At 76.0% G+C, this 16,173-nt stretch carries 13 protein-coding genes; 4 read left to right on the plus strand and 9 right to left on the minus strand.

The annotated features are described in order from the left end of the window. Positions 1–83: 83 nt before the first annotated feature. The gene (locus ACFY3N_RS11365; RefSeq protein WP_390816381.1) at positions 84–2,972 is read left to right on the plus strand and encodes a DEAD/DEAH box helicase; all 2,889 of its coding nucleotides are present in this window, start codon (positions 84–86) and stop codon (positions 2,970–2,972) included. Continuing rightward, positions 2,969–5,086, plus strand: a complete 2,118-nt coding sequence (locus tag ACFY3N_RS11370) for an SWIM zinc finger family protein (protein ID WP_390816382.1) — start codon at positions 2,969–2,971, stop codon at positions 5,084–5,086. The genes ACFY3N_RS11365 and ACFY3N_RS11370 overlap by 4 nt, the downstream gene beginning before the upstream one ends. A 14-nt stretch (positions 5,087–5,100) precedes the next feature. On the opposite strand, the gene ACFY3N_RS11375 is transcribed toward ACFY3N_RS11370, so the two are convergent. From ACFY3N_RS11375 to ACFY3N_RS11400, 6 genes are all read right to left on the minus strand, one after another. Beyond that, complete coding sequence (locus ACFY3N_RS11375; protein WP_390816383.1) at positions 5,101–5,466, minus strand: ArsR/SmtB family transcription factor; 366 nt, start codon at positions 5,464–5,466, stop codon at positions 5,101–5,103. A 230-nt stretch (positions 5,467–5,696) separates the two neighbouring features. Beyond that, complete coding sequence (locus ACFY3N_RS11380) at positions 5,697–6,071, minus strand: hypothetical protein (RefSeq protein WP_390816384.1); 375 nt, start codon at positions 6,069–6,071, stop codon at positions 5,697–5,699. 242 nt (positions 6,072–6,313) lie between these two features. Further along, positions 6,314–6,730: a hypothetical protein gene (locus ACFY3N_RS11385; RefSeq protein WP_390816385.1), complete on the minus strand. Its 417-nt coding sequence runs from the start codon at positions 6,728–6,730 to the stop codon at positions 6,314–6,316. 68 nt (positions 6,731–6,798) lie between these two features. Next, positions 6,799–7,440 carry a class F sortase gene (locus tag ACFY3N_RS11390; protein WP_390816386.1) on the minus strand — a complete coding sequence of 214 codons (642 nt, stop codon included), beginning with the start codon at positions 7,438–7,440 and terminating at the stop codon, positions 6,799–6,801. Further along, positions 7,433–8,269 (minus strand): DUF4397 domain-containing protein, encoded by an 837-nt coding sequence (locus ACFY3N_RS11395; RefSeq protein ID WP_390816387.1) that lies wholly within the window; start codon positions 8,267–8,269, stop codon positions 7,433–7,435. The genes ACFY3N_RS11390 and ACFY3N_RS11395 overlap by 8 nt, the downstream gene beginning before the upstream one ends. Positions 8,270–8,376: 107 nt before the next feature. Further along, positions 8,377–8,985 (minus strand): RNA polymerase sigma factor, encoded by a 609-nt coding sequence (locus ACFY3N_RS11400; protein ID WP_390816388.1) that lies wholly within the window; start codon positions 8,983–8,985, stop codon positions 8,377–8,379. A 163-nt stretch (positions 8,986–9,148) separates the two neighbouring features. Between ACFY3N_RS11400 and ACFY3N_RS11405 the strand changes: the two genes are divergently transcribed. Beyond that, entirely contained in the window at positions 9,149–10,150 is a 1,002-nt protein-coding gene (locus tag ACFY3N_RS11405; protein WP_390816389.1) for a MerR family transcriptional regulator, read from the plus strand. A 195-nt stretch (positions 10,151–10,345) separates the two neighbouring features. Beyond that, positions 10,346–11,596 (plus strand): NAD(P)/FAD-dependent oxidoreductase, encoded by a 1,251-nt coding sequence (locus ACFY3N_RS11410; RefSeq protein ID WP_390816390.1) that lies wholly within the window; start codon positions 10,346–10,348, stop codon positions 11,594–11,596. An 81-nt stretch (positions 11,597–11,677) separates the two neighbouring features. Here the strand turns inward: ACFY3N_RS11410 and ACFY3N_RS11415 are convergent, their stop codons facing one another. From ACFY3N_RS11415 to ACFY3N_RS11425, 3 genes are all read right to left on the minus strand, one after another. Beyond that, complete coding sequence (locus ACFY3N_RS11415) at positions 11,678–13,051, minus strand: cryptochrome/photolyase family protein (protein ID WP_390816391.1); 1,374 nt, start codon at positions 13,049–13,051, stop codon at positions 11,678–11,680. A 4-nt stretch (positions 13,052–13,055) separates the two neighbouring features. Beyond that, on the minus strand, positions 13,056–14,660 hold the full coding sequence (locus ACFY3N_RS11420) for an SDR family oxidoreductase (RefSeq protein ID WP_390816392.1): 1,605 nt from the start codon (positions 14,658–14,660) through the stop codon (positions 13,056–13,058). 246 nt (positions 14,661–14,906) lie between these two features. Continuing rightward, a complete protein-coding gene (locus ACFY3N_RS11425; protein WP_390816393.1) occupies positions 14,907–15,803 on the minus strand; it encodes an SDR family oxidoreductase in 897 nt (298 codons plus the stop codon). Between the last annotated feature and the right edge of the window lie 370 nt (positions 15,804–16,173).

Raw genomic sequence — 16,173 nt, forward strand, 5'->3', positions numbered from 1 at the left:
GGCCGCCGGGGCCCGTTGTCAGACCCCGCCCGTAGAGTCGGAGACGACTGATCCGGCAGACGGGCGGGAGGTGACAAGGACACATGGGTGAGCGGACCACGACGGCCGGGCCCGACGGCGCGGGCGGGGCGGACGTCCCCGTCCGGCTCGCGGCCGTCTTCCTCCCGGCGCCCCTCCCGCGCGAGGGCCGCGTCGCCTTCTACGACCCCGAGGGCGGCCCCGACGGCGAAGGACCGCCCGGACCACCCGACGCCCCCGCGTCCGCGCCGCGCACCGACCTCACCGTCGTCCGCCCGCACGGCGCGGGGGTGCGGCGGCGGACGACCCCGGCGCTCTCCCTCTCCGTCGACGAGGCCCTCCCGCTGCTGGTCCGCGCCCGGCACGATCCCGCGGCCCACCCCGCCACCGCCTGCTGGGGCGCCGCCGCCCTGCACGCCCTGCGGCTCACCGCCCGCGGCCGGCTGCTGCCCGGTCTGACCGCCACCGGCCACGACGCCTGGCGCGCCGGCCCGCTCGACCCCGAGGACGTGGCGCACCTGCGCGCGGTGGCCGCCGCCCTGCCCCCCGAGGGCCACGCCGTCCCGCTGCCCGGCCCCGGCCCCCTCCGGCTGCCCCGCCCGGAGGCGCTGGTGCGCGCCTTCCTGGACGCGGTCGCCGACACCCTGCCCCGCACCCCGGCCGCGCCGTACGCCTCGGGGTTGCCGTTCGCCGCGCGGAAGGCGCAGCGGCTGCCCGACGCCCACGACTGGGCCGCCGAGGTCGCCGCCGGCATGGACGCCGGCGTACGGATCTCGCTCCGCCTGGACCTGTCCGCGTACGACCTCTTCGACACGGGCGGGGGAGCCGGCGGGGACGGGAGCGCCGCGCGGAGCGCGGGAGCCGCGATCGTCCAGGTGCACAGCCTCGCCGACCCGACCCTGGTGACCGATGCGGCCGCCCTGTGGGCGGGCGCGGCGGACAGCGCCTTCGGCCCCCGCGCGCGGGTGGACGCCGCCCTCGCGGTGCGCCGCGCGGCCCGGGTCTGGCCGCCGCTGGACCGGCTCTCCGACCAGGACGTGCCCGACGCGCTGGCCCTCTCCGAGGAGGAGCTGAACGAGCTGCTGGGCGTGGCGGCCACCCGGCTCGCCGCGGCCGGGGTCGCCGTGCACTGGCCCCGGGACCTCGCCCAGGACCTGACCGCCACGGCGGTGGTCCGCCCGGCCCCCGGCTCGGCGACCGACGGCACCGGCTTCTTCGAGAGCGGCGACCTGCTGCGGTTCGGCTGGCAGCTCGCCCTCGGCGGCGACCCGCTCACCGAGGCCGAGATGGACGCACTGGCCGAGGCCCACCGCCCCGTCGTACGGCTGCGCGACCAGTGGGTGCTGGTCGACCCCGCCCTCGTCCGCAGGGCCCGCAAACGGGACCTGGGACTGCTCGACCCGGTCGACGCGCTGTCCGTCGCCCTCACCGGCCGCGCGGAGGTCGACGGGGAGACGGTCGAGGCGGTGCCGGCCGGCGCCCTCGCCACCCTCCGCGACCGCCTGACCGCCGGTGTACGGCCCGCGCAGCCGCCGCCCGGCCTCGACGCCACCCTGCGCGACTACCAGCTGCGGGGCCTGGCCTGGCTGGACCTCATGACCTCCCTCGGCCTCGGCGGCTGCCTCGCCGACGACATGGGCCTGGGCAAGACCGTCACCCTCATCGCGCTGCACCTGAAGCGGGCCCGCACCGAGCCGACCCTGGTGGTCTGCCCGGCCTCGCTGCTGGGCAACTGGCAGCGGGAGATCACCCGGTTCGCGCCCGGCGTCCCCGTGCGCCGCTTCCACGGCCCCGACCGCACCCTGGACGACCTCGCCGGCGGCTTCGTCCTCACCACCTACGGCACCATGCGCTCCGCCGCCCCGGACCTGGCCGGGCGGACGTGGGGCATGGTCGTCGCCGACGAGGCACAGCACGTCAAGAACCCCCACTCCGCGACCGCGAAGGCACTGCGCACGATCCCGGCCCCCGCGCGGGTGGCGCTCACCGGCACCCCCGTGGAGAACAACCTCTCCGAGCTGTGGGCCCTCCTCGACTGGACCACCCCCGGGCTCCTCGGCCCGCTGAAGTCCTTCCGCGCCCGGCACGCGCGCGCGGTGGAGACCGGCGAGGACGAGGAGGCCGCCGAGCGCCTCGCCCGCCTGGTCCGCCCCTTCCTCCTGCGGCGCAGGAAGTCCGACCCCGGCATCGTCCCCGAACTGCCGCCCAAGACCGAGACGGACCACCCGGTACCGCTCACCCGCGAACAGGCCGCGCTGTACGAGGCCGTGGTGCGCGAGTCGATGCACGCCATCGAGGGCGCGCGGGGCATGGGCCGGCGCGGACTGGTGCTGAAGCTGCTGACCTCGCTCAAGCAGATCTGCGACCACCCGGCGCTCTACCTGAAGGAGGAGCACGCGCGCGGCGGAGGCGACCGGCTCGTGGCCCGTTCCGGCAAACTGGCCCTGCTGGACGAGCTCTTGGACACCCTGCTCGCCGAGGACGGCTCCGCCCTGGTCTTCACGCAGTACGTCGGCATGGCCCGCCTGATCACCGCGCACCTCGCCGAGCGCGCGGTCCCCGTCGACCTCCTCCACGGCGGTACGCCGGTGGCGGAGCGGGAGCGCATGGTGGACCGCTTCCAGAGCGGCGCGACCCCGGTGCTGGTGCTCTCCCTCAAGGCCGCCGGCACCGGCCTGAACCTCACCCGCGCGGGCCACGTCGTCCACTTCGACCGCTGGTGGAACCCCGCGGTGGAGGAGCAGGCCACCGACCGCGCGTACCGCATCGGCCAGACCCAGCCCGTCCAGGTCCACCGCCTGGTCACCGAGGGCACGGTCGAGGACCGTATCGCCGGGATGCTGGAGTCCAAGCGCGCCCTCGCCGACGCGATCCTCGGCTCCGGCGAGTCGGCCCTCACGGAGCTGTCCGACCGTGACCTGTCCGACCTGGTGTCCCTGCGGAGGCCGGCATGACCACCCGCCCCTCCGACGAGGCCCGCGAGGCCCTGCGCGCGGCCCGCGCACGGGCGGCCCGCGAGCCCACGGCCGCGGACACGCCGGAGCACCGGCCCGCTCAGGACCGGCCGGCCGCCGGACAGTCCGACCGCCCCCGTCGGCCCGCTCGGCCCGGCGCCCGGGAACCACGCCCGGGCGACGTGGCCCGCGAGGCGCTGCGGCAGGCGGTGCGGGCCCGGTACGGGACGGCGGGGTCCGCCGACGAGGCGGAACCGGACCGCGAGGACACCGGCGCACCGGCAGCGCACCCTCCCGCGGAGGACACGGCGCCGGAGGACACGGCGGCGGAGGGCGCGGCACCCCGTGAGGAGCGGCCCCACGGCGACGGACCGCCCCCCGCCGACCCGTCGCCCCGGGACACGGCGGCCACCGCCGACGGGGGCGCCGGACACCGCGGGACCCCGCGCCCCGGGGACGTCGCGCGGGAGGCGCTGCGTTCCGCGCGGGAGGAGGCACTGAAGGCGCGCCCGGCACCCGGCGACCGTGCGACGGGCGCCGAGTCCGGTGAACGACGCACCCCGTCCCCCCGGGTCCCGCGCACCACCCGCGGCGACCGGGCCGACGATGCCCGGGCCCGTGAGGTACGGGAGTCGCTCACGGACGCCTTCCGCATGCCCGCGCCGGATCCGGAGACCGACGTCGCCCCCGGCCCGGGCGGCGCCCCCGCGACGCCCGGCGACCCGCGCGCACACGGCGGCCTTCCGGTTCCCCGTACCCGGGGCGGGGCCGCGGAGGGCGCCGGCATACGCACGGCCCGCACCCCGGGGGACACCGCACCGCCCGCGTCCGTCACCCCCCGCTCCATGGCCGCCCCCGGCCGCGACGGCGACCTGCGCCGTACCTTCCCGGCGTTCCCGCCCCGAGCCTCGGACCGTGCGGGCTTCGCCGAGACCTGGTGGGGTGACGCGTGGGTCACCGCGCTGGAGGAGGGGGCGCTGGACGCCGCCCGGCTCGCCCGCGGGCGCGGGTACGCCGAGCAGGGGCACGTCGACGCCATCACCGTCACGCCGGGGCTGGTGCTCGCGTACGTGCAGGGCAGCCGCCCTCGGCCGTACCGCGTGCAGGTGCGGCTGCGGACGTTCGGGGACGCCGACTGGGAGCGGTTCCTGGACGCCGCCGCCGACCGCCCCGGCCACATCGCGGCGCTGCTGGACAAGGAGATGCCCGAGTCCCTCGCCGACTGCGGGGTCCCGCTGCTGCCCGGCCCCGGCGACCTCGCCCCGCAGTGCAGCTGCCCCGATTCCGGCCACCCCTGCAAGCACGCCGCCGCCCTCTGCTACCAGACGGCCCGGCTGCTCGACGCCGACCCGTTCGTGCTGCTCCTGCTGCGCGGACGCGGTGAGCGCGAGGTGATCGACGCGCTGTCCCGGCTCAGCGCCGCCCGCGCGGCCCGCGCCGCCCGGGAGAGGGAACCGGAGCCCCTGCCCGGCGTGCGGGCGACCGACGTCCTCGCCCGGCGCGACCGCGCCCTCCCCCCGCTCCCGGCCCCGTCGCCCCCGCCGCCGCACCCCGGGCAGCCGCCCGTGTATCCCGCGTCCCCGGGCGGACCGGACCCGTTCGCGCTGGACCAGCTGGCCACCGACGCCGCCGCCCGCGCGCACGCCCTGCTCACCACCGGCCGCGACCCGGTCGGCCGGCTCACCCTCTGGCAGGACGCGGTGCGGCTCGCCGCCGCCCGCCCCGGTTCCGGCCTGACCGGGGCGGCGCGCGCGCTGTACTCCTCCCTCGCCAGAGCCGCCGGCCGCACCCCCGCCGAGCTGGCGCGCGCGGTCGCCGCCTGGCGCCAGGGCGGCCCGACGGGCCTGGCCGTCCTCGAGGAGCCCTGGGACCCGCCGGCCGGCCGCTTCGACCGCGCCCGCCCGCTCCTCCTCGCCGCCGACCTCCCCGCCTTCCGCCCCTGGCGCAACCGCCTCACCCACCCCCGGGGCCACGTCCAGCTCCGCCTCGGCCGCGACCACCTCTGGTACGCCTACGAGTCCGAACCGGGCCACGACGACTGGTGGCCCCGCGGCACCCCCGACCCGGACCCCGTGGGCGCCCTGACCGGACTGGACGCGCCGGGCGACCCGTGACGGCCCCGGAGTCCTCAGCCCCGCTCGCTCCCGGGGACCGCCGGCACGGGTGGGTCGGTCTGCCGGAGTTCGGCCAGGAGCTCGCTCCGCCCGGCCAGCAGCTCGGTGAGGATCCGGCGGGCCGCCCGGAGCAGTTCGGCGACGTCGCCGCCGGCGAGCGCGTACCGGACGTGGGAGCCCTCCCGGACCGAGACGACGATGCCGGACCGCCTCAGGACGGCCAGTTGCTGCGAGAGGCTGGACGGCTCGATGTCGATGTCGGCCAGCAGGTCCCGCACCGGCACGGGCCCGTGCTGCAGCAGCTCCAGGACCCTGATGCGCACAGGGTGTCCCAGCATGCGGAAGAACTCCGCCTTGGCCTGGTAGAGGGGGACTTGCATGGGCGCGTGCTCCCTGCCGCATCGGGGATGTTCTCCATCGTGCGGCGCCCCGCGAAGGCGCCGCCGCACGATGTGCCGTCCTTTTCGGACCGGTCCTTTTCGAACCGGTCCTTCTGAGCCGATCCTTCTCGCCCGGCGTGGCGCGCATCCACGGGTTCCGATCATGTTGATGTGGTGACTTGAAGAAGTCTTCACATCATGGGCGCACGTCGGCCGGGGCTCCGGGGCGTTCAGACTTCCAGTTGCTCCTCGACCCGCTTGAGCTGGTGGCGGGCCATCGCCAGGTTCGACCGGGCCTTGTCGAGGACGAGGTACAGGAACAGGCCGTTGCCGCTGCGGCCGGTGACCGGCCGGATGAGGTGGTACTGGCTGCCGAGGGTGATGAGGATGTCCTCGATCTGGCTGCTCAGGCCCAGCAGTTCCATGGTGCGCACCTTGGCCCGGATGACATCCGTGTTGCCGGCGGCCGCGACGGTCAGGTCCAGGTCCTTGCCGCCGCCCAGCGTCCCCAGGGCCATGCCGCTGGAGTAGTCGACGACGGCCGTTCCGAGGGCCCCCTCGGTGACGGTCATGATGTCCTTCAGCGACACTTCCACAGTTGCCATGGACGTCTCCCTCTTCGGTCTGCTCGTGGGTTGCGTCGGCTTCGGCGAGGCAGTGCTTCTCGCCCCGGCCGGTGGTGGCACCGTAGGCAGGCGGTGCCGGCCGGAGGGAACGTGTTTTCCGGTATGACCATCCGATGATCGAAGGTGTGCGTCACGGGTTGCCTTCCGACCGGTGCCGGTTCGCGAAGCTTCGATCCCACGACCTCGTGATCTCCGTCCCGGGCGGTGGGCCCGGCGACCGCTCAACCGCCCGCGCCGGCGCGAGTCCTGACCCGGAACCGCCGGAGAAGGGCGACACCGGCGACCAGGACGAGGCCGAGGAGGCACGCGCGCGTCCCGGCCCCGGCTGTCCGCACGTGCCGGACCGTGTACGCCGTTCCGGCGGGGGACCGCCGGCCGGGGCACCCGCCGGGGGGAGGGGGCGTGGCGGCCTCGTGCGACAGTTCCTCGACGATCCGCTGCCACACGCGTTCGGAGGGCGCGGCCGGGAGGTCCGCCGCCTCGGCGTCCCGCACGCCCTTCACCACGCGGGTCAGCAGCTTCAGTTCCGCCCGGCAGCGCGGGCACCCCGAGACGTGCCGCAGGGCGCCGGCATCCTCGTCACCGGTCGTATGACCCAGCGCCAGCTCCCACAAGTGCGCCGACTCCACGTGACCCACTGCGCCCTCCTGTGTCTCGGACTCCGTACCGCTGAGAGCACGGGATGGTCGAACTCGTGCGGGCGCCGTCAGCCCTTCACCGGTTCCGCCGTGACGACGAGGTTCGAGAGGTAACCTCCCCGCTCGGGGACGAACGGCGGCGCACAGGTGATCAGGGTGAGGACCGGAGAGCCCGTCCGGCGGAAGACGGACGGCGGCAGCTCGTCCTTCGGCACGGTGGTGCGCGAGACGACGCGGTAGACCACCGGCTCCGCCCGTGCCCGCCGCACCTCGACGCGGTCTCCGCGCCGCACCTCGTACAGAGCGGCGAACTCGCCGAGGTCGCCCGTGTCGCCGTCGACGTGCCCCACGAGCACGGCCGACCCCTGAGGGCTCCCGGGTGCCGGGCCGTAGCGGTACCAGCCGGCCACGGAGGGATCCTCGGGGACGGTCATGGCTCCCCGCCGGGTCACGCCGACCGCCTCGACCCGGGCGGCGAGGCCGATGCCGGCGGCCTCGACGTGCTCGGGCGGCGCCTCCCGGGCCGTGCCGGCCCCGGACCGCGTTCCGCCGGGGAGCGGGACGGCCGCGGCCCGCTGCGCCGACGACGCGCCGTCGAAGCCGGGCGGGGCCGGGCCCGGCTCCGACGGCCGGTCCGCAACGCCGAGGGCGGCCGCCAGAGCGGCAGCCGCCACGGTCAGCCCGGTCAGCCGGCGCGCGGTGTCAGCCACGCCGGCCCGCGCCCCGGCGGGCCACCAGGGCGCCGGTCACCGCGACCGCTCCGGCCGCGGCCGCCCATGCCGGCCACTGGCCGGAGGAGTCCGGGGTGACGGCGGCTCCGTTGCCGCCCGCGTCGACGGCGTTGGGCGTCGACTCCATGCCGCTGAACGTCTGGGTGGCCAGGGCCAGGTTCTTGTCCTCGGCACTGCCCCAGGCGTAGACGACGTTGCTCGTGCCCTCCTCGAGGTCCAGGTCGGCCGGTCCGATGGCCACGGTGTCCGTCCCGGCGAGGACGACGTCGGCGTTCACCGTGCCCGCGTCGACCGCCGCGGTGTCCTCCCCGGGGTTCGTCAGACCGGTGAGGACGGGCTGCCCGCCGGCCCGTACGTCCACGGCGGGCGCGGCCGCGACATGGCGGACCGTCAGGCGCGCCTTGCCGGCGTCCACCCGCGACACGTCGTTGGTGAAGGCCGTCAGCCGGGGCTTGCCGTCCGCGGAGAGATGGGCGGCGACCGTGGCGTTGCCGCCTTCGGGCACCTTCACCTCCTTCTCCAGAGCCGGTGTGCCGTCGGGGCCCCGGCCCGCTTCGAAGATCTGGATGTCGTAGGTCCCCGCGTCGAGGGACTGCGGCTCGGTCACCGTGCCGGGCTTGAAGTCGCTGAGCAGTTCGTCGCCGTTGGCGTAGACGTCGACCGTCATCCCGGGGATGCCGTGGAAGACGGACACCATGGACGTGTCCTGTGCCTTGTCGGGAGCCGCCACGGCGGGTGCGGTCGCACCCAGGGCGAGCGCGCAGGCGCCGGCCGAGGCGGCGATGGCGACGGGGGTCCGGAAGGTCATGAGGATCATCCCTTCGAATGAAGTCTTCGCACGCTGCGGAGTCTCGGTCGTGTTTCCCGGGCGGGTGGTGCCGCGGATGCGTCCGGTGCGGTGCTTCTCGGGTCCGGCTACACGCCCGCGCCGGGCATGTGGTCCTGTTCGATCACCAGGCGCAGCCGGTGCAGGCCGCGGCGGGTGTGACTCTTGACCGTCCCCAGGGGCACCCCGGTGCGTTCCGCGATCTGGACCTGGGTCAGGTCCTCGTAGAACGCCATGCACAGCACCTTCCGCTGCGCGTGCGGCAGCCGGGACAGGGCCTGGACGAGCAGTACGCGGTCCAGCACGTCGTCCGGTGCCGCCGTCACCGGCCCGGCGGGGGCGGCGTCGTGGGCGGCCGAGTCGACGAGGGACAGGCGCCTGGTCCTGGCGGCCAGCGCGTCGACGATCTTGCGGCGCGTGATGCCGACCAGCCAGGCCCCGAGCGTGCCCCGGTCCGGACGGAAACCGTGCCGTCCGCGCCAGGCGCCTATGAAGACCTGCTGGGTCACGTCGTCGGCCTCGCAGGCGTCACCGAGGGACCGGGCGGCCATGGCGTGGACGAGTGAGCCCCAGTGCCGGTAGATCGCCGCGAACGCCTCCTCGTCGGCGGCGACGAGCCCGCGGGCCAGCTCCTCCTCGTACCGGGTCTCCTCCACGGGCGGAACGAGTGCGGTGGTGGGTCGCGCATGGGTGCTCATGGCCTGGCTCCTCCTGCGGTGCGTCGTACGGGGACGGAAGGCCGCCCGCCGAACGGCAGGTCCGCCGGCCTGCCGTGCGTGGCCCGCCGTGCGGCTGTCTCCAGTCTTGGACGCACAAACGACGCAGACAACATGCGTCGTTTGTGCGTCGTACAGTGGGGTCATGAACGCACTGACGGAGAACGGTGAGCACCGGGACGGTGAGGACGTCCCGCCGGGTGGCGGGCTGACCACCGGCGAGGTGGCGAGGCGTCTGGGGGTGGCTCCCACCACGGTCCGTACGTGGGACCGCCGCTACGGGCTGGGCCCCGACCGTCACACCGGCGGCCGGCACCGGCGCTGGACCGCGGGGGACGTGGCACGGCTGGAGCGGATGTGCGCGTTGACGGCGACCGGGCTGCCCCCGGCCGAGGCCGCGCGCCTGGCGCGCGGCGGGGAGCCGCCGGCCGTGCCCCCGGCTCCCGGGGCGGCCGTCGGGGCACCGCGACCGCCGGCCCGCAGCCGGGCGGGCAGCGGACTGCGGCTCGGCGACGTGCGCCAGGAGTGCAAGGGCATCGCCCGCGCGGCCCTGCGGCTCGACGCCGCCGCACTGGACCGGCTCCTGCTCGCCGCGATCACCGAGTACGGACTGGTCACGGCCTGGACCGAGGTGATCGTGCCCACCCTCCAGGCCGTCGGCCGCAAGTGGGAGAGGTCGGGCGAGAAGTACGTCGAGGTCGAGCACTTCCTGTCCTGGCACGTCTCCGGCGCGCTGCGGCGCACCGTGCCCGACACGATCCCCGACCGCCCCGGCGCCACCACGATGCTCGCCTGCGTGCCGGGGGAGAACCACACGCTCCCGCTGGAAGTGCTCTCCGCCGCGCTCACCGAACGGGGCATCCCGGTGCGCATGTTCGGCGGCGCCCTGCCCGTCGAGTCCCTCGTCGCGGCGGTGCGCCGGACCGGGCCGGCCGCCGTGGGGCTGTGGGCGCAGTCCCGTACCACCGCCAGCCGGCCGCTGGCCCAGCACGTGGCCGGCATGGAGTGGGGCGTGCGCGGTGCCCGCCGCAGGCCGGTCGTCCTCACGCTCGGGCCGGGCTGGGCAGGGCGGGCGGTGGCCGGTCTGGCGCGTCCGGCGGGGCTCGCCGAGGCCGTCGCCGCCCTGGAGTCGGTGGCCGCCCGGTGACGTGCCGCCGTCCGGGGCACCCGGCCGTGGCGCCCGGCACCGGCCCCGGGAACGTGGTCCGCCGGACCGGCGGTGCCGGCGGCAGGTGCGGAGCACCGGCAGGTCCGGAGCACCGGCAGGTCCGGGGCACCGGCCGGACGGACGGGCCCGACGGCCGGCCCCGCGTCACGGACACCGCGTCGAACGAGGAGAGACATGACCCACGAACACCGCGGGGCACCGGACGCCGTCGTCGTCGGTGCCGGTCTGGCCGGTCTGGCCTGCGCACTGGATCTGTGCCGTGCCGGACTGCGGGTGGCCCTGCTGGAGGCGTCCGACGGCGTGGGAGGCCGGATGCGTACGGACCGGCGGGACGGGTTCCTGCTGGATCGCGGCTTCCAGGTGTTCAACACCTCGTATCCGCAGGTGAAACGCCGCCTGGACCTGAGAAGCCTCCGGCTGCGGCCCTTCACCGCGGGCATCGTCGTCCACACCCCGACCGGGTCGGCGCGCCTCGCCGATCCCACCCGGAGTCCGGGCGCGGTACGTGCGCTGCTGCCGGGGAGGGTGCTCACGGCCCGTGACCTGGCCGCGCTGGCGGCGCTCACCGCCCGCGACGCGGTGCTGCCGGTGGACGTCCTGAAACGCCGCGCGGACCGCCCGACCTCGGCGGCCCTGTCCCGCGCGTTCCTGTCGGACGAGGTGATCGCGCGCGTACTGCGGCCGTTCCTGTCCGGAGTGTTCCTGGAGGACCGCCTGGAGACCTCCGCGCGCTTCTTCCACCTCGTCTGGCGGAGCATGGTCCGCGGATCCCTGTGCCTGCCCGCCGCCGGCATCGGAGCGGTGCCGGCCCGGCTCGCCGACGGCCTGCCGGGCGGCGTCCTGCGGCTCGGGACGCCCGTCGCCGAGGTCACCGACGAGGGGGTGCTCCTGGGGGACGGCGCCGACGTGCCGGCCCCCGCCGTCGTGGTCGCGACGGACGCGGCCACCGCGGGCCGCCTGCTGCCGGGCCTGTCCGTGCCGGACGGACGCACGGTCACCACCTACTACCACGCGACCGACGCCGTGCCGTCGGCGGAACCGATCCTGCGGGTGGACGGCACCGGAGCGGTCCTGAACACCTGTGTGCTCAGCGAGGTGGCCCCCACGTACGCGCCGCCCGGCACCGCGCTGGTCTCCACCTCCGTACTGGGACGGGACCGGCCCGGTGCGGCGGACGGGGTGCGCCGCCGGCTGGCCGACCTGTACGGCGCCGACACGAGCGGCTGGAGCCAGATCGCCGCCCACACCGTCGAGGGCGCGCTGCCCGCGATGCTTCCGCCCTGGCCGCTGAGCCGTACGACCCGTTTCGGCCCCGGCAGGTACGTGTGCGGGGACCACCGGGCCACCGGATCGGTGCAGGGCGCTCTGGCGTCGGGCACGCGTGCCGCACGGGAGGTGCTCGCCGACCTGGGGCGGCAGGGGTGACGCGGAGGTTCCCGTCGTGCTCGGCCGCGTCCGCGCAGGGCCGGGCCGGCCGCCGAGGAGCCGGCGCGCGACGGGGCCGCCTCAGGCGCGGCCGCGGGCGTGCTCGAAGCGCGCGAGTCCGTCGGCGAGGTCGATGAGCGGGCCGGGGTAGCCGAGTTCCTCGCGTCGGTCCGCCGGGAGCCGCCAGGGCTCGTGCACCGCTGTGCCGGTCACGTCCCCGAGCTCGGGGACCCAGCGGCGTACGTAGGCGCCGCCCGGGTCGAACCGCTTCGCCTGGGCGAGGGGGTTGAGGACGCGGTGGGGGCGGGTGTCGGTGCCGGTGCCGGCGACCCACTGCCAGTTGAGCTGGTTGTTGACGATGTCGCCGTCCACGAGCAGGTCCAGGAAGTGCCGTGCGCCGATCCGCCAGTCCACGTACAGCGTCTTGGCCAGGAAGCTCGCCGCCAGCAGCCGCGCGCGGTTGTGCATCCAGCCCTCGTGGCGCAGCTGACGCATGGCCGCGTCGACGACCGGATATCCCGTACGCCCCTCCCGCCACGCGGCGATGTCGTCGGCGGCGTCCTCCTCGTCACGCCAGCGGTCGTGGCGCGTGCGGTAGTCCGTCACGGACGCCTCGGGCCGCGCGGCCAGCACCTGGTGGTGGAAGTCCCGCCAGCACAGCTGGCGCACGAACGCGTCCGCGCCGGGCCCGCCGTGCCCCCGGGCACGGTGCACGAGTTCCACCGGGGACAGGGCCCCGAAGTGGAGGTACGGCGACAGCCGCGAGGTCGCGTCACCGGCCAGGTCGTCGTGCCGGTCCTCGTAGTGGGACAGCCCGGCCCGCAGCCACCGCGCGAACCGGTCGCGGCCGGCGGTCTCCCCTCCGGCCGGGAGACCGGGCGAGACGCCGGACACGTCCGCGCGCCCGGGCACCGGCCGGCCGCGCACCCCGTCGGGAACGCGCACGGCGCGCGGCGCGGGGAGGAACGCCCTCAGCGGCTCCCGGTCCCAGCGGCGGAAGTAGGGGGTGAACACGGCGTAGTGGTCGGAACCCGAGGGCGTCACCGCTCCCGGAGCGACGGCGGTGAGCACCGTCTCGTGCACGCGCAGTGCCACGCCGCTGCCGCCGAGCCGCTCGCGCAGCCGCTCCTCACGGTGGTGGGCGTACGCGGTGACGCCCGCGGACATGTGCACCTCGAAGGCCCCGCACTCGGCGGCGACCGCGCACACCTCCCGGGCCACCGCCCCCGCCCGGACGACGAGCCGGCCGCCGCGGCGGCGCAGCGAGGCGTCGAGGTCCCGCAGACAGTCGGCGAGGAAGGCCCGCCGGTTGGGAGCGTCGAAGCCGGCCGCACCGATCCCGGAGTCCAGCACGAACAGCGGCACCACCTCGTCCGCCGCCTCCAGCGCGGCGCGCAGCGGCGGATGGTCGTGCAGGCGCAGGTCCGAGGTGAACAGGACGACCGCGACGGTCATGGCGTCACTCCTGGTGCGGCGGTGCGTGAGCGGATGTCCGCTGCCGGACACTTCGCCGGTCGCACAGGCCGCGGATGCGCCCGGCGCGACGATCACTCCTGCGGGGCACCGGTCCCCTGGCGGCGGTCCGGGTGATGTTGCGGGCCATGCCGCCGAAGACGACGGAGTGGAAGGGGGAGACGGACCACCAGTAGGCGTGGCCGAACAGTCCCCGCGGGTGGAACAGGGCGCGCTGCCGGTACCGGGTGCGGCCCTCGGGGTCCGTCTCGACGTACATCTCCAGCCACGCCAGCCCCGGGAGCCGCATCTCCGCCCGCAGCCGCAGCAGGTGCACCGGTTCGATCTCCTCGACGCGCCAGAAGTCCAGCGAGTCGCCGACGCGCAGGTGCTCCGCGTCACGTCGGCCGCGGCGCAGGCCGACACCGCCGACGAACCGGTCCAGCCGACCGCGCACCGCCCAGGCCAGCGGGAAGGAGTACCAGCCGTTCTCGCCGCCGATCCCCTCGATCACCTTCCACAGCGCCTGCGGGGACGCGTCGACGGGAAGCCGCCTCTCGTCCTGGTAGAGGCTGCCGCCGGCCCAGTCGGGGTCGGTGGGGAGGGGATCGCTGGGAGCTCCCGGGACGGACGCGGACGACCAGCGGGTGGCGACCTGGGCCTCCCGGACCCTCCGCAGCGCCAGGGCCAGCGCCTCGTCGAACGGCAGGGGATGCCCCGGAGGGTCGGGGACGTACCGGGCGATGTCGTGCTCGTGGCAGACGACCTCGTGGCGCAGGGACTCCGTCAGGGGCCGGGCGATGGCGGCCGGCACCGGGGTCACCAGGCCGATCCAGTGACTGGACAGCCGGGGGGTGAGCACCGGCACCGGCACGATGATCCGCCGGCGCAGGCCGGCCACGACGGCGTAGCGGCGCATCATGTCCTCGTAGGTGAGGACGTCGGGTCCGCCGATGTCGAAGGACCGGTCGACCTCGTCCGGCATGGTGGCGGAGCCGACCAGGTAGCGCAGCACGTCGCGGACCCCGATGGGCTGCGTGCGGGTGTGCACCCAGCTGGGGGTCACCATGACCGGCAGCCGCTCGGTCAGATAGCGCAGCATCTCGAAGGAGGCCGACCCCGAGCCGATGACGACCGCGGCCCGCAGCACGGTCGCGGGCACCGGGGAGTCCAGGAAGATGCGGCCGACCTCGGCGCGGGAACGCAGGTGCGGGGAGAGCGAACGCTCGGGGACGTCCCGCGGTGTGAGGCCGCCCAGGTAGATGATCCTCCGGACGCCCGCCGCGTGCGCCTGCCGGGCGAAGATCCGCGCCGCACGGCGGTCGGTCTCCTCGAAACCCGCACCGGATCCGAGGGCGTGCACCAGGTAGTAGGCGACGTCGACACCGCGCATGGCCTCGGCCACCGACCCCGCGTCGGTGACGTCCCCCCGGACGCTCTCGGCCTCCGCCGCCCAGGGCTGATCACGCAGTCTGGCGGGGGAACGGACCAGGCAGCGGACCCGGTGACCGGCCTCCAGCAGCTCCGGCACCAGTCGCCCGCCGATGTACCCGGAGGCGCCGGTCACCAGACAGTGCAGTTGCTCCGCGTCCCGCGGTCCGTTCGTCCCCACGGTCTTTCCCTCCGGCTCGTTCCAGGACACCGTTCGGCGCCGGGTCGCTCACGGCCGCCACCACGCGACCGCGCGCGTCGCGGCGCGGTGGTCCGCGGCCGATGCGGCGAGACCGTCCTCCCGCCGTTCGGCGGGACCGCCCGCCCTCCCGGCCTCGAGGGCCCCCGGAGAGGCGGACAGGCCCGGTCGGCACTGCTTCGCCCCCGGCACCCGGGGCGGATGCACGGCGAGGGCGCGATCGGCCGTTCAACCGCTCGGAGCGCCGGTGCCGCCCGCCTGGTCGGCCCGGCCGCCGGCGCCGAGCAGTCCGGTCGCCGAGAACGGCTCCCGGGCGGACAGCCGTGGCAGTTCGCGTCGCGACAGCGACGTGACGACGGGCGGCATCGCGGCGCGCACGAGCTGGGTCCCGCGCAACCAGCGCGGCACGTAGACGGAGGGACGGCGCCGCTCGACGGCGCGGACCAGCCGGTCCGCCACGTACGCGGCGGAGTACACCTTGCGCGCCGGTCGCGGCATGTGCCCGCGCAACTCCCGCAGCACCGCGTACTCGTCGGCGTCGCGCACCATGTCGGTGTCCGTCCAGTTGATGTAGGCGATCCCCACCCCCACGTGCCGGTGGGCGACCTCCGCCTGCAGCGCGTGGGCGAACGACTCGACTCCCGCCTTCGACGCGCAGTAGGCGCTCATCATCGGTGCCGCGCCTATGGACGCCAGCGACGCCACCTGCAAGAAGTAACCGTGCGTGTCGAACAGGTCGGGCAGGAACGTCCGCGCGGTGACCGCGCTGCCGACGAGATTCACCTCGACGACGCGGCGCCAGACGGCGGGATCCGACTCCGCGAACGGGCCGCCCTCCGCCACCCCGGCGTTGGCGACCACCACCGACGGCGGCCCGAGCCGCGCGCGGATCCCGGAAGCGGCCAGACCCATGCCCCGGTCGTCGGTGACGTCGACCTCCCAGCACACCGAGCTCCCCGCCGGCAACGAGTCCCTGACCCTTGCCAGCGTCCTCTCCTCGCGGCCCAGCAGCGCCACGGTGGCGCCCCGGTCGACCAGGACCCGGGCCAGGGCCGCGCCGAGACCGCGGGCGGCCCCGGTCACCACGGCGGTGCGGCCGTGCAATGGTTTCCGGGCGACCGGCATGGGCGGTTCCTTTCCGCGACAACGCCTGCCCGGTCCACGCTAGACGGGTAACGGACGGGCGGCATGTCAGCGGCTGCCGGGCGGCTTCCCCGGCGGGAGCACCGAGCCGGCTCTCCGGCGCCCGTTCCCGGAGGCGGGGCCCGGCGCGCCGCCCGCACCGGCCTCATGCGTCACGGGACGTGTTCACCATGGCTCCTGCGCGGGGGCGCGGCGCCCGGCGGCGGCTCCCGAGCCGACCGGGCGGCCGGGGAACGTACCCCGGCCGCCCGGTCCCGGTGACGGCCATCGCCCCTCTCAGGCCGTTCGCAGGCGGGTGAGCCGTGTGGCGGGGGACGGCGGCGCTGCCCGTGCGGGGAGCCCTCCTCCCGAG

Source organism: Streptomyces sp. NPDC000348 (genome assembly GCF_042898795.1).
In the GTDB taxonomy this organism is placed as follows: Bacteria; Actinomycetota; Actinomycetes; order Streptomycetales; family Streptomycetaceae; genus Streptomyces.

What these genes read in the sequence shown, in the direction of transcription:
- ACFY3N_RS11365 (WP_390816381.1), top strand. Translation starts at nt 84, where the DNA reads ATGGGTGAGCGGACCACGACGGCCGGGCCCGACGGCGCGGGCGGGGCG.
- ACFY3N_RS11370 (WP_390816382.1), top strand. Translation starts at nt 2,969, where the DNA reads ATGACCACCCGCCCCTCCGACGAGGCCCGCGAGGCCCTGCGCGCGGCC.
- ACFY3N_RS11375 (WP_390816383.1), bottom strand. Translation starts at nt 5,466, where the DNA reads ATGCAAGTCCCCCTCTACCAGGCCAAGGCGGAGTTCTTCCGCATGCTG.
- ACFY3N_RS11380 (WP_390816384.1), bottom strand. Translation starts at nt 6,071, where the DNA reads ATGGCAACTGTGGAAGTGTCGCTGAAGGACATCATGACCGTCACCGAG.
- ACFY3N_RS11395 (WP_390816387.1), bottom strand. Translation starts at nt 8,269, where the DNA reads ATGACCTTCCGGACCCCCGTCGCCATCGCCGCCTCGGCCGGCGCCTGC.
- ACFY3N_RS11400 (WP_390816388.1), bottom strand. Translation starts at nt 8,985, where the DNA reads ATGAGCACCCATGCGCGACCCACCACCGCACTCGTTCCGCCCGTGGAG.
- ACFY3N_RS11405 (WP_390816389.1), top strand. Translation starts at nt 9,149, where the DNA reads ATGAACGCACTGACGGAGAACGGTGAGCACCGGGACGGTGAGGACGTC.
- ACFY3N_RS11410 (WP_390816390.1), top strand. Translation starts at nt 10,346, where the DNA reads ATGACCCACGAACACCGCGGGGCACCGGACGCCGTCGTCGTCGGTGCC.
- ACFY3N_RS11415 (WP_390816391.1), bottom strand. Translation starts at nt 13,051, where the DNA reads ATGACCGTCGCGGTCGTCCTGTTCACCTCGGACCTGCGCCTGCACGAC.
- ACFY3N_RS11425 (WP_390816393.1), bottom strand. Translation starts at nt 15,803, where the DNA reads ATGCCGGTCGCCCGGAAACCATTGCACGGCCGCACCGCCGTGGTGACC.